Source organism: Leisingera sp., assembly GCF_034669605.1.
In the GTDB taxonomy this organism is placed as follows: domain Bacteria; phylum Pseudomonadota; class Alphaproteobacteria; order Rhodobacterales; family Rhodobacteraceae; genus Leisingera.
Genome location: NZ_JAXMOX010000132.1, coordinates 1 through 12,990 on the forward strand (window position 1 = coordinate 1; position 12,990 = coordinate 12,990).

The window sequence follows — 12,990 nt, forward strand, 5'->3', positions numbered from 1 at the left end:
CCACCTCGCGCGCGGTCAGGTCCGCTGCCAACCGGTCCAGCGCGTCTTGCGGGCCGGACACGGCGGTCAGCGCGGGGGCGTTGACGCTGGCAATGTCCAGATCGTCAGTGATCAGGGCCTCGACCTCTGCCAGCGGCAGCGCGATCGACAGCATGCCGCCCGCAGGCACGGTGTCGAACAGCTGCCCGCGCAGCAGAACCAGGTCGATGCAGTCCTCAAAACGCATGACGCCGGCCAGGCAGGCAGCAGTGTTTTCGCCCATTGAATGGCCGACCATGGCGGCGGGTTTCACGCCCCAGCTGATCCATAGCTGCGCCAGCGCGTATTCCACGATCATGATCAGCGGCAGCTGCGCCGAGGGCTGCTGAAGGCGTGCATTGGCAGCATCTTCTTCGGCCGCTTCCGGCAGCCAGATGGCGCGGATGTCGTAGTCGAGGCTCTTTTGCAGATGCTCCAGCCCGCGGTCCATCCAGTCGGCAAAGACCGGCTCGGTTTCGTAAAGGTCGCGCGCCATGCCTGCGTATTGCGCGCCGCCGCCGGGGAACATGAAGACGACCTCCGGCGCGTCGCCGAGGCGGTCGTGGGTAAAGACCCTGCGCGGGTCGTTTTCTTCCAGAATCTCAATGGCTTCCGCCGGGGTCTCCGCTACTAGCACCCGCCGTTTGGCAAAGCCCCGGCGGCCTTCTTTCAGCGTATAGGCCACGTCAGCCAGATCGGCCTCGGGGTTTGCCTTCAGATATTCCGCCAGCGCCTGGGAATTGGCCTCCAGCGCGGATTTGGACTGGCCGGAGATGCAGAGGATCTGGAATGGGAAATCGCTTTCTTCCGTGGCCGCGCGCTCCGGTGCCTCTTCCAGGATCACATGGGCGTTGGTGCCGCCGACACCCAGTGCGTTGACGCCGGCCCGGCGCGGCCCCTTGTGCGGCGTCCAGGGCGTGAGGACGGCATTCACACGGAATGGCGAGCCGTCGAAATCAATTGCCGGGTTCGGTGCCTCATAGCCCAGCGAGGGCGGGATTTCCTTGTGATGCAGCGCCAGCGCGGTCTTGGTCAGGCTGGCGACGCCCGCCGCGGTGTCCAGATGGCCGATGTTGGTCTTGACCGAGCCGATGCGGCAATAGCCGGTATCCCCGGTCGTGGCGCGGTAGGCATCGGTCAGCGCGGTGACCTCGATCGGGTCGCCCAGATAGGTGCCGGTGCCGTGGCATTCGACATAATCGATTGTCTCCGCCGGGGTGCCTGCAGCCTCCAGCGCCTTTTGCACCGCTGCCGACTGGCCGCCCACCGAGGGCGCCAGATAGCCGGCCTTGTCCGCACCGTCGTTGTTGATCGCGGAGCCCTTGATCACCGCCCAGATGTGGTCGCCGTCGGCAATCGCATCCTCCAGCCGCCGTAGCGCCACCGCGCCGGCGCCGGAGCCGAAGACAGTGCCTTGCGCCCGGTGGTCAAAGGCGTGGCAATGGCCGTCGGGGGAGAGGATCTCGTTTTCCTTGTAAAGATAGCCGCGGCCCTGCGGCAGCTCGATGGTGACACCGCCCGCCAGCGCCATATCGCACTCGCCCTCGCGCAGGGCCTTGCAGGCGTAATGCACCGCCACCAGAGAGGTGGAGCAGGCGGTTTGCACGTTCACGGACGGCCCCTTCAGGTCGAAGACATGGCTGACACGGGTCGACAGGAAGTCCTTGTCGTTGCCGGTGTGGCGCAGCAGGAACATGCCCACGTCATCGACCAGGCCGGGGTTCGAGCAGATGGTGAAATAGAAATAGCTGCCCATGCCGCAGCCCGCATAGACGCCAATCGGGCCTTGCAGGCTTTCGGGCGGATGGCCCGCGTTTTCCATCGCGCCCCAGGCGACCTCAAGGAACTTGCGGTGCTGCGGGTCGAGGATGGCGGCTTCCTTGGGGCTGAAGCCAAAGAATTCCGCGTCGAATTCATCAAACCCCTGCAGTCCGGCGGCGGCAGGCACATAGTCCGGGTCGGCCAGAACCGAGGGCCGCTCGCCGTTTGCCAGCAGGGTGTCCCGGTCCAGAATCGCAATCGATTCAATGCCGCTGCGCAAGTTCTGCCAGAACAACTCGGCTGAATTTGCACCGGGGACTGTCACGGACAACCCGACAATTGCTATATCTCCGGCTGCGCCCCCCGCCGCGGGTTTTTCATCCTGCATCGCCAATACCTGACCCACTGGTCCCCTAAAGCAGCCCGGCACAACGATGCCAGAATGCTTTGCAGAACTGGCAGGCGCCCGCCGGGCGGGTTGATTTATGCTGCCGGAGTATTCCCCGGCTGGTTGCCCGGGTCCGGCAGCAACAGATCCCCATCTGTGCCGCAACCCGGTTTCAATCTGTTTACTTTCGTCAATCCATAGGGCTGTCCTGTGGACGCATTGTGTTGAATTGAGCCTGAAAAGCGGAAAGATTGCGGCATCACAGAAGACTTTGCCTCTCCGGCCCGGCGGTGTCTGGCAGCAGCGCCTGCGCCCCGCCAAACAGGGCAGGTTTTCGGCTGAACAAGTCCGGGTAGAGCAATCGTTCGGCGTAGCCCAGAACCGACCCGGCGCACATCCAGGTGATCGGGATCAGCGTGGCATTGAGCAGCATATCCACCATGGTTGCGGCCAGGATCAGGGCAATCGGCGCGGCAAACGGCGAGACACTGCCCTGCGGCGCGTGCCGTGCGGCCTGTGCCAAAAGAACCAGCGGAGCCGCCAGCAGCCCCATTTCAGCAATGTATCCTAGCCAGCCGAAGGCGCCGAACACGATGATCCAGCGTCCGTCGGGGATCGACAGGATCTGCCCGGTTTCGGCGTGGCGCACCAGGTTGCGGCCCCAGCCGCCCCAGCCGAACCAGGGCTTTTCAGCAGCGCGTGCCAGCAATTGGGTTTCGTTTTCAAACCGGTAGTTCAGCGACTGCGCCCGCTCGGCGCTGATTGCCTCGGCCTGCGCCACCAGCGCTTCGGTCGGCACCAGCCCGGTGTTGCGCAGCATCGGATAGACCGCTGCAATCAGCGCCAGCAGCAGCGCCGCCCGCAGCTGCCACCGCAAGGGCGCCAGCGCCACCACAGGCGTAAAGGCCAGCGCATAGGCAAGCGAGGCGAGGCTTTTGCAGAGCACCAGCACGGCAAACAGATACACCGCTGCCAGCATCAAGCGCAGCCTTTGGCCCGAAGCCTCTGCGCGGGCCAGGGCCGTGGCGGCCAGCAGCGCCGACAGCATGAAAAACGCCAGCCACAGCGCGTGGGGCAGGAATACGATGGGGCGGAAGCCGCCCTGGCGGATCATCTGGCTGAAGTCATGCTGGAAAAAGCCGTAGACCCAGACATTGATCTGCGGGCTGAGACGGATCTCGATCAGCGATGGGACCGTGTAGGCCAGCCCGCCGATCATCAGCGCCAGCAGCAATTCGCGCTGGGCGCCGGGGGTGGAGAGGTAACGGCGCGCCAGCAGGAACGGGATCAGCACGATCATCTGGTTGATGATCACGGATCCAAGGTCGCGCCAGCGCAGCCCCGGCAGCTGACCGGTCAGAAAGACAATCGGATCGGAATTGGCGATTCTGCGGAACAGGACCGGCTCGCCATTGGTCAGCACCGTGGGGACGACGCCGAACACAAACAAAAGCGTCAGAACCCGCACCGCCGGGTGCCGCGGAAGCAGCGGCACCGGCCTGCGCAGCAGCAGCAGGCACAGCAGGAACGCCATCACCGATGGAATGGCAAATTTGTCCATATCCGGCACCAGCGGCAGGTCGAACTCAGCCAGCGGCGGCAGCAGCAGATAGCCCGCAATAAGGCACCACAGGATCGCCCGTTCCAGCGGCAGGCGCCGGAACAGGATCAGGCTGGCCAGCGGCCAGGCCAGTAGCATCAGATAGGCCATAAAATTGGGCAATGGCCGCGTTCTCCCTCAAGTCCCCGGAATTTGCGTCAAAGTTTACCTGTTGCAAACGGCCCTGTCCCGCGGATTTGCAAGAACAGGTAAACAGCGTGCAGCTATGCCACGCTCAGGCTGCGGCAGGTGCGGGGCCGCTGGCCTGGCCGCCGCGCCGGCGGTATGAGAGGGCGGCGTTGTCGTTGGAGGCTGCATTGCATTTCGAATTTCACGGCCGCCGGGTTGCGGTGAACATGCCGGCCCGTTCCATGCTGGAAGCGGAAGTCCGCGCCCGGTTCAGGGCCGGTCAGGGGTTTGCGCTGGCCACGGTCAATCTGGACCATCTGGTCAAGATGGCGGAGGCCCCGGGCTTTCTGGCTGTCTACCAGGCGCAGGATCTGGTGGTGGCCGACGGGCGCCCTGTTGTCTGGCTGTCGCGGCTGGCCCGCCGCCCGGTGGAGCTGATGCCCGGTTCGGACATGGTGCTGCCGCTGTGCCGTCTCGCGGCAGAGGCCGGGGTTCCGGTCGCCCTTGTGGGCAGCACGGATGCGGCGCTGGAGGATGCCAAGGCCGCTCTGGAGCCGCAGGTGCCGGGATTGGACATCGCCTGGACCCATGCGCCATCGGGCCGGTTTGACCCGGACGGGCCGGAAGCGGATCATATCCTGCACCGCCTGAAGGGGACCGGGATCGGTTTGTGCTTGCTGGCGCTGGGGGCGCCGAAGCAGGAACGGTTCGCCCAACGCGGCCGCCGGATGTCGCCGCGCACGGGGTTTGCCTCCATCGGTGCCGGGCTCGATTTCCTGGGCGGCCACCAGAAACGGGCGCCTGCCTGGGTGCGGGCGGTGGCGATGGAATGGCTGTGGCGGGCGCTGTCCAGCCCGTCGCGGCTGCTGCCGCGCTATGCCAAATGCCTGGCGATCCTGCCCGCCGAAATCCTGAAGGCATGGCGGATCCGCTGACGCTTGCGGGTGCACCGTCGGCCGCGCCCTGGTTTTGCAAGGCCGCTGACGAAAGGGGGGCAGCGCTACTTGTATTCGAGAATGCCGCGCGCCTTGCCGCGCCAGCGGAGCCAGTAGAACTCCAGGGCGCCGGCCGCTTCGGCGAATTTTCCAAGGATGGCGAACAGCGCTTGCTCAGCCCCCATGCGGCGGGCCAGGCGCAGAAACTGTGCCGGGTAAACCAATGCCGCCAGCAGCAGCAGCGGGTGCAGCAGGCCAGCGATGAGGATGCCCGCTGGCAGCACAGCCCCCCAAAACAGCGCACGCCGGGTTTCCGCGACCCAATGGCGTTCCGGCCCGGCCCCATGCAGCGCGGCGCCTTCGGCAAAGGCGTGGCCGGCGCGGCGGCTGCGCCGCCACCATTGGCCAAAATGCTGCATCTGCGCGTCATGCAGGGTCATCTCCGCATCGATCCGCCAGATCTGCCAGCCGTCGCGCCGCAGGCGCAGGCACAGCTCCGGCTCTTCCCCGGCGATCAGGCTGCCGCAGTATCCGCCTGCCGCACGGACCGCCGCAACCCGCATCAGCGCATCGCCGCCGCAGGCCGCAGTCCCGCCAAGCGGGGTGTTCCATTCGGCGTCGCACAGCCGGTTGTAGACCGAGGCGCCGGGAAACCGCTCCCGCCGCCGCCCGCAAACCACGGCCGTCCCGGACCGCGCCTGCAGGAAGGCTGCTGCGGTGGCGATCCAGTCCGGGTCCACCTCGCAATCGCCGTCCACGAATTGCACGAAATCGGGCCCCTCTCCCAATGCAGCCAGCCCGGCATTGCGCGCCCGCGCCGCAGTAAAGGGCCGGGCGAGATCGAGATCCACCACCTGGGCGCCAAGAGCCCGGGCCGCCGCGGCCGAGCCATCGCAGGAGCCGCTGTCCACATAGATCAGCGGCTGCACTTTGCCTTGCAGGGAGCGCAGGCAGCGGATCAGGCGCTCTCCCTCGTTGCGGCCGATGACCACTGCAGCTATGGCACGGGGCGGTGCCCCGATGGACGGCTCAACCTTCGGCATATACGGCTGAAAATGCGGCGAATTTTTGGGAACGGATCAAAAACCCTTTATCATACAGGTCTTCGATGCCCGAGTACTCTTGGGCCAGGGGGGTGTGAAGCGTTAGGTCGTCCTGCTGGTCCAGGACGGCCAGGCGCAATTTGTCTGCTCCATGCGGGATAGTGCCGTCATGCACGGATTGCCGGTCCCGTTCGATGGGGCTGTTGCAAAATTTATAGTGACGCAGCAAGGCGGTGAAATCGGCACACCGCACCCGTGCTGAACAATGGGGGTGCACGCCGGCCTCGACGCCGGGCTCCAGGAAAACCAGAGGATGTTTGGTCAGGCAGCACTGTTCGCCGAAGATCTTGCTGCGGATGCCGCCGAACAGGAACTGAATGTGTTCTCCGGGAACGCTGTTGTGTTGCAGAAAATAGGAGAACCCGGCTGTCAGCGGATGGCTGTGCTCATGATAGGGCACTGTTTCTATCGCTTCGAGATCGAAATACCGGTAATCTTCCAACACTTTGGAAAAAGGCCAGTCAGACGCTTCGCGAAGCGTCACGGCGGGAAACAGGTCAAGCATCTGGGCGGCCAGCGCTGTGAAGCCGTTCGCATTCATATAGCGGATGAGGCAATTCAAACCGGTGTCTTCGCGGCCTTCAAAGTCAAACAGTTCATCGATGTCAGCATAAAGGCACCATCTTCCGGTGCAGTACCGTTCCGCTGCATAGCGCCGGAAATCCGGTTCGAATTCTGCAGTCGGCAATGCAGACTGCAGGACAACCGTGCCGGGCTCCTGCTGTATTCGCCTGATGGTCCCGTCAGATGAGCCATTGTCGACAAAGACAAAGTGGCGGACGCCCATTGAGCGGTAATGGGCAAAGAACTCATCCAGGAAAAACCGCCCGTCCTTGACCACTGTCACCACTGTCACATCGTCAGTTGCCGCATACTGCCGGCGCGGTCCGTGCAAGTGCCGCATCGATGCCCGCAGCCGCATTTTCTTTTTCACGCGCGTCGCCTTGCCGACAATACGCGGCATCAGTGAATGCCAGGGAGCGGATACAGTCATGCAGGCCAGAACCAGTTTTGTTTCCATTGATTTCGGAGGTCTTTATTGCGGCGTTTCGGCTATCTGTCCAAATGCCAGCGGACGATTGCACTTCTGCAGTTGAATTGCAATTGCGGCGGGATTGCTGCAGTCTTGATGGCACGAAAATGATCAGAAAGGACCGCGGCACATGGCGGTTGAGCTGACTGTTCTGGCTGGCGATGCGGGGGGCAGCCGGACCCGGCTGGCCCTGGCGGCCCCCGGCATCGGGGTCACGGCGCTGCAAAGCTTTGCCAACGACAGTTTTGCCAGTTTGGAAGATGTGCTGACGTCCTATTGCGCGCAGCCGGGGTTTCCGCCCTTGCAAGGGGCCTGTCTGGCCGTGGCAGGTCCGGTCAGGGACGGGCAGTTTCACCTCACCAACCGCAATTGGCAAGGCGATGCAGACAGCGTAAGCGCCGCACTGGGGCTGCCGCCAGGTGCCAGGACCGGCATCATTAACGATCTTGCAGCCCTGTGCCACGCCTTGCCCGCGCTGATCCCGGGACAGCAGTCCTGCCTGCGTCCGGGGCGGTCCGGCGGCGGCCAGGCACTGGTTGCCGGTATCGGGACCGGGTTCAACGTTTCCGCCGCACGGAACGGAGCCGTGCTGGAGGCCGAACTTGGCCGCGCCAGCCTGCCGCAGGCCGTGTTTTGCCGCCTGCAGGGGCTGCTGGATCATGCGGCGGAGGGCTTTGCCAGCACCGAAATGCTGTTCTCGGGGGCTGGACTGGTGCAGCTTCACCAAGCGCTGACCGGCTCGGCGGCCAGCAGTGCGGAAGGGATCAGCACCGCCTATTTGGCAAACCCTGAGTCGCCCGAGGCACGCACCGTGTGCGAATGGGCGCATCTGCTGGGGCTGATGGCGCGCGAGCTGACAGCGGCCTATCTGCCAGGGCAGGGGATGTTCTTTGCCGGCAGCGTGGCGCGCGGGGTTTTGAACTCCCGCGCGCGGGCGCATTTCCTGGAGAGCTATACCGCGCCGGGCGGGCAGCTGGGAACGGTCTGTGCCGATACGCCCCTGCGGCTGATCACCGATGATGCGGCCGGTGTCGGCGGGGCGGCACGGGTGGCGCTTGCCGCCGCCGGAGCGGCGGTGTGAAACCCGCAGCCGGTGCGGCCGTCAGTAGTCGCGCTTGAAAAACAGGCCAAAGCCGGTTTCGCCCTCGCTGTCCACCGTGCCTTGCACTGTCAGGCTGTCCGTCATGTCCAGATTGATGCTCAATTCACTGTCGCCGCGGGTGTTGACGTTGAAATCGGTATAGACATTCTCGGCCACATAGCCGCCCAGGCCAAGCTGCCCGGCCCCCAGGTTGTCCGCGCCGATGTCGATGTCATCCGCCCCGGTGGCCTCGCGCAGCTTGCTTTGCGCCCCGCCGCCGCGGCCGCTGAGGGTCAGTGCCGACCCCGCCAGGCGGGCCAGTGCCAGCGGTGAAATGTCCTGGATATTGTCGCCGAACAGCAACAGCGCCAGTGCTTCCTCGCTGGGGCGGGGCGGGTCCGAGGTCACCTTGATCTCGGGCGCGTCAACCCGGCCCGAGATTTCCAGCGTTGCGGTGCCCTGATCGGTGGCGGCGGTGGATTTGAATTCCAGATAGGGTTTCAGATCGCCCAGCAGGGTGATCCGGCCTTCATCCAGCTCCAGCCGCCGGCCGAGAATATCAAAGCTGCCGCGGATCAGGCTGATCTGGCCGGAGGGCGACAGCCGTGCGGTGGTGCCGCGCAGGCGGATTTCGCCGCCCAGTTCCGAACGCAGGCCGCGGCCGCGGGCAAAGATCCTGGAGGGCGCGCTGATCAGGATGTCCAGCGCGGTCCTGGCAGAGCCGCCGCCGCCGCCGTTGCTGCCGGTCAGCCCGGCGCGGGCCAGGGTCCGGTGCACATCGCGCGGGATGCCAACATGCCGGATCGGCGGGATCGGCGCAGCAGAGACCGAGCCGCCGGCGGTGTTCAGGTTGATGTTGGTTTCCCCCACATCGATCCGCCCTTCGATCCGGTTGCTGCCCGCCATGGCGCCGGACATCGCCAGAGTTCCGTTCAGCAGGGTTTCATAGGACAGGTTGTCGGTCACCACCACATCGCCGATCGCGATCTGCAGGTTGCCGTTGAAGGGCGGCAGCAGCCCGACCGGGCCGCTGATCCGCACCGTGCCGCCGTCGCGCGGGCGGGCCGAGACCTGCAGCTGCGCGCTGGAGCGGGCGATGGAGACGGTGGCGTTGATATCATCCACCCGCTGCGCTGCTGCCGGAATGGCCAGCGAGGCGCCGGGGACACTGATGGTGCCGCTCAAGCCTTCCAGTGCCGGAACACCCCGCAAGGCGATGTCGAAATTCGCAGGCCCCTGCATCAGGTTTGGGGAGATGAACGGGTTCAGCCCTTCCAGCCGCAGGGTGCCCTTGGCGGAGACATCAGCGGTGCCTTTGGCCTCGCTCCAGCTGCCGGCAACGCGGCTGTCGATGCCGGCGGGGCCGCTGGCCGTGCTGTCGATGGTCCAGGTGCCGTCGCGCCGCGCCGCGGTGCCCTTGGCGTCGAGGCGGCCGGGCAGGTCGGGGACCAGCCGCTGCAGCTGGCCGATGGCTGCATCAAAGCGCAGATCCGTGCTGCCGTTGCTTTCGGTAAAGCGGCCCTCGATATCCGCGGCGATGGCGGCTGGGCCCGCAGCCTTGCCTGCAATCTGCCATTCCCCGTTTCGCCGCGCGGCGGTGCCGCCGGCGGTCAGCTTGCCGGCCAGTTGCGGCACAAACCGTTCCAGCTCGTTCAGGGCGGCGGCAAAGGTGAAATCAGCATCGCCCTCCCGGGTGACGGATCCATTCAGTTCGGCGCTGGAGGTATGCGGTCCTTTCAGTTCTGCCACACCGCTGAGGGTATCGCCATTGCGAGTGAGGGCGGCGGCCAGTTCCAGCGCGCCGGGCGCTTGCGGCAGCAGCACCTCCAGCCGGTTTATCTTGGCACCGATCTCCATCCGCCCGGCATCGCTGTTGAGCGTGCCCGCGGCGCTGGCCTGCAGCGCGCTGCCTGCCAGCTCGAAACGGTCGATCACGATGCCGTTCTCGTCCCGTGCGGCCTGCAGTGCCAGCGTGGTCGTGCCTGCCAGCAGTTCATCTGCCTGGGCAATGCCCGCCGACAGGTCCTGCGCCTGCATTGACAGGTTGGTGGCAAACGCACCGGACAGCGGTGTAAAGGAGCCTTTGACCGCTGCCTGCACCGCGCCGCCCAGAGGGCGCCCGGCCAGGTCCGAGAACCGGGCCAGATCAGCCAGGCCCGCGGTCAGGTCAGCGCTGATTTTCATCCCTTCCTCCAGGCCATTGAAAGCCATGCCGCCCGCAGCCTGATAGTCGCTGCCGCGCAGCTCCATACCGGTGATTTGCAGCGTGCCGGGGCCTTCAGTGGTGAGGGTGCCTTCAAAGCGGATTTCATTGCCGGTGGCCTTGGCCAGGGCCGGATCGCGGGGCTGGAAGCCGCTCAGTCCTGCGGACAGCCGCCCTTCCAGTGCAAAGCCGCTGTCTTGATCCAGCGTGCCGCGGCCCGCAACCTCGGCCCGGTCCACCAGGGCGCCTGGATGGCTTAGCTGGTTGAGCACCCCGTCCAGGGTCCAATTGCCGGCGATTGTCTTTTTCAACTGCAGGTCCGCTGACCCCAGCGTGGTTTGCCCGCCGCCAACGGGAAGGGCGACGGCAGCCTGGCCTGCAGGCGGGGTGATTGCGGTTTTCAGATTTGCAGTGTCCAGCTTGCCGGCTGCGTCCAGCGTTGCAGCGCCGGTGACCTGCAGCGCATTGGTGCGCAGGACCAGCGTGTCCAGCGCCACCGCGCCGCTTCCGGCCCGCAGGCCCTTGACGTTGAGCCGCAGGCCGGGGCCGAAGAACGGCCGGTGCACCGGCGGCAGCAGTACGTCTATATTACCACCAAGATCCGCGGCAAAGGCAATGCTGCGCGCGGTTTCGGGGGCGGCGTCTTCGGCCAGCGGCTGGGCGGCCAGCACAACCTTGCCTGCCAGCCGTTCCGCGCCATTGGTGCTGAACAGGATATCCGCAGTGAAGTCGCTGACCGGGCCGCTGCCTTGGGCAGTCAGTTGCAACTCGGGGCTGCCCGGCAGACCCAGGCTGCGGGAGATCAGACCGCCGGGGCTTTCCTCCACTGCCAGATCCAGGGTGATCTGCCGGGTCTCGTTGGCATAGCCGGCCTCGAGCCGGAAGTGATCACCGGGTTTGTCGAGCCGGGCGGCTGCCAGCCTGGTATCCAGCGCCCCGTCCGCCAGCAACAGCGAGCCCTCGACCGACAGGCTGGCCGCCGAGCCGGCCAGCTCCTCGCCCAGTTCGATCCGGTTCGCCTTGATCTCGCCCAGTTCAATCGCAACCGGCAGCTCCGGCAGGGCAAAAGGCGTGGCTTCAGGCTCCGGCAGTTCGGGGTCCGGCGGCAGCGGTTCGGGCGCGCGCGCCACCGTGCTGCGTTCTGCCGACAGTTCATTGACCGAGAACCGCCCGCGCAGCAGCGCCAGCCGGTTCCAGTCGAGTTCAGCGCCTTCGATGGTCAGCCAGATGCCCTTTTCATCCGCCACCGTGATTTTCCTGATCTTGGCCTGCGAGGAGAACGCCCCCTCAAGACCCGTCACGCTGATATAACGGCTGTCTCCGGACAGTGTATCCTCAAGGAAATCGACCAGCAGCCCGCCGGCGTCATCTGTTGCGGTGTCCTGCGCCGCCGCCGGCGCAACTGTCAGCCCCAGGGCAAGGGCAAGGCCTAGAAACTGTTTCAAAACGCCTGTCCTATCCCGATATAGAATTGCAGCCCATCCTCGGTCCCGCCGTCCACCGGATAGGCGAGGTCAAGCCGGATCGGGCCGATGCCGGCCACATCATAGCGCAGGCCAATGCCTGCGCCGGCGTGGCGTGGGGAAGAGCCGGACACAATACTGTCCGCATCGACAAAGCCGATGTCATAGAACCCGACCAGGGAAATCTTGCTGGTGACCTTGCCCCGCACTTCGCCGGACAACGCCAGAAAACTGCGCCCGCCGGCAGTGCCGGTGCCAACAGGCACGCCCAGCGATTGGAATTCATGCCCGCGCACAGATCCCGCACCGCCGGAGAAGAACAGCAAGGTGGGGGAGACTTCATTCAGCGACGGCCCGATCACGGACCCCATCTGCAACCGCCCGGCCAGCACGATCCGGTCATCTGCTCCCAACCCGTGATAGGCTCGCCCGTCCCCTTTGATCTGCAAGCCGGATTTGTTGCCGTCAATGCCAAAGAATGGGGTAGCGCCGCCTTGCAGGAAGTAGCCGTTTGAGGGGTCCACACGGCTGTCCCGCCCGTCATATTCGGCCCGGATCCGGCCGCTCAGATACTTGAAGCGGCGTTTGCCGAACACGTCCTTTGCCAGGGTGGAGGAGACGCCAAGGGCAGCCTCAGCAAAGAAATTTTCTGAAAACGTCCGCCGCGCACCTATGGCGCCCAGCATTTGGGTGGCACTGAAGTGTTCCTCGTCCAGCCGTTCCGCCTCGGCCAGATAGAAGATGCCGTCATCCGGCCCCAGCGCTGCGGGCCGGTCCAGCCGCACTGCAATGCGCCCGTCAATGTCATTGCTGCTGCCAATGCCGCTGAGCCGGGCTTCGATCCGCAGTTTTTCGGCAGCGCCAAACAGATTGCGGTGCATCCAGGTGCCCGACAGCTCGACCCCGTCGGAGGAGCTGATCTCGGCCCCGAAGGTCAGGCGGCGCGGCGGCAGATCCTCGACCCGCGCCACAAAATCCAGGGTGCCGTCCGCATTCGGTTGTTCGGCCTCGCGCAGGACCACAGTGGAAAACGTGCCGGTGCGGCGCAGCCGGGTGGCGGATTTGGAGACCAGATCGGGGTGGAATGCTTCGCCTTCCGGGAAACCTGCGATCCGGCGGATGGCGTCCTCGCGGACATTGGTTTCGCCTGAGACCTGCAACTGTCCGAACCGCAGCCGCGGCCCCGGCGCAAGCCGCGCAGCCTGCCCCAGCCAAGGCCGCTGCCCCGGCACCGGTGGCACAGCCCGCCGATCTGACCCCGGACTGGCCTGAAGGC

The 12,990-nt window shown here is 65.5% G+C and carries 8 protein-coding genes; 2 read left to right on the top strand and 6 right to left on the bottom strand.

Annotated features, from left to right (window positions below):
• Together VOI29_RS15920 and VOI29_RS15925 are read right to left on the bottom strand one after the other, a co-directional pair.
• Positions 1 to 2,167, bottom strand: a 2,167-nt coding sequence (locus VOI29_RS15920) for a type I polyketide synthase (RefSeq protein WP_323780697.1), incomplete at its 3' end; no start/stop codon positions are given.
• A 259-nt stretch (positions 2,168 to 2,426) separates the two neighbouring features.
• The gene (locus VOI29_RS15925) at positions 2,427 to 3,890 is read right to left on the bottom strand and encodes a hypothetical protein (protein ID WP_323780680.1); all 1,464 of its coding nucleotides are present in this window, start codon (positions 3,888 to 3,890) and stop codon (positions 2,427 to 2,429) included.
• A 194-nt stretch (positions 3,891 to 4,084) separates the two neighbouring features.
• On the opposite strand from VOI29_RS15925, the gene VOI29_RS15930 reads away from it, so the two are divergent.
• The gene (locus VOI29_RS15930) at positions 4,085 to 4,831 is read left to right on the top strand and encodes a WecB/TagA/CpsF family glycosyltransferase (RefSeq protein WP_323780700.1); all 747 of its coding nucleotides are present in this window, start codon (positions 4,085 to 4,087) and stop codon (positions 4,829 to 4,831) included.
• A 65-nt stretch (positions 4,832 to 4,896) separates the two neighbouring features.
• Here the strand turns inward: VOI29_RS15930 and VOI29_RS15935 are convergent, their stop codons facing one another.
• Both VOI29_RS15935 and VOI29_RS15940 read right to left on the bottom strand, forming a co-directional pair.
• The gene (locus VOI29_RS15935) at positions 4,897 to 5,874 is read right to left on the bottom strand and encodes a glycosyltransferase family 2 protein (RefSeq protein WP_323780683.1); all 978 of its coding nucleotides are present in this window, start codon (positions 5,872 to 5,874) and stop codon (positions 4,897 to 4,899) included.
• Positions 5,861 to 6,955 carry a glycosyltransferase family 2 protein gene (locus VOI29_RS15940; protein ID WP_323780686.1) on the bottom strand — a complete coding sequence of 365 codons (1,095 nt, stop codon included), beginning with the start codon at positions 6,953 to 6,955 and terminating at the stop codon, positions 5,861 to 5,863. Before VOI29_RS15940 ends, VOI29_RS15935 begins: the two co-directional genes overlap by 14 nt.
• Before the next feature lie 142 nt (positions 6,956 to 7,097).
• On the opposite strand from VOI29_RS15940, the gene VOI29_RS15945 reads away from it, so the two are divergent.
• A complete protein-coding gene (locus VOI29_RS15945; protein WP_323780689.1) occupies positions 7,098 to 8,048 on the top strand; it encodes a glucokinase in 951 nt (316 codons plus the stop codon).
• Between the two features lie 21 nt (positions 8,049 to 8,069).
• On the opposite strand, the gene VOI29_RS15950 is transcribed toward VOI29_RS15945, so the two are convergent.
• Together VOI29_RS15950 and VOI29_RS15955 are read right to left on the bottom strand one after the other, a co-directional pair.
• Positions 8,070 to 11,696 (bottom strand): translocation/assembly module TamB domain-containing protein, encoded by a 3,627-nt coding sequence (locus VOI29_RS15950; RefSeq protein ID WP_323780692.1) that lies wholly within the window; start codon positions 11,694 to 11,696, stop codon positions 8,070 to 8,072.
• On the bottom strand, positions 11,693 to 12,990 hold a 1,298-nt coding region (locus tag VOI29_RS15955; protein WP_323780694.1), incomplete at its 5' end, for an autotransporter assembly complex protein TamA. The genes VOI29_RS15950 and VOI29_RS15955, both read right to left, overlap by 4 nt.

Coding starts and splice junctions, on each gene's coding strand:
- VOI29_RS15935 (WP_323780683.1), bottom strand. CDS start 5,874: ATGCCGAAGGTTGAGCCGTCCATCGGGGCACCGCCCCGTGCCATAGCT.
- VOI29_RS15940 (WP_323780686.1), bottom strand. CDS start 6,955: ATGGAAACAAAACTGGTTCTGGCCTGCATGACTGTATCCGCTCCCTGG.
- VOI29_RS15945 (WP_323780689.1), top strand. CDS start 7,098: ATGGCGGTTGAGCTGACTGTTCTGGCTGGCGATGCGGGGGGCAGCCGG.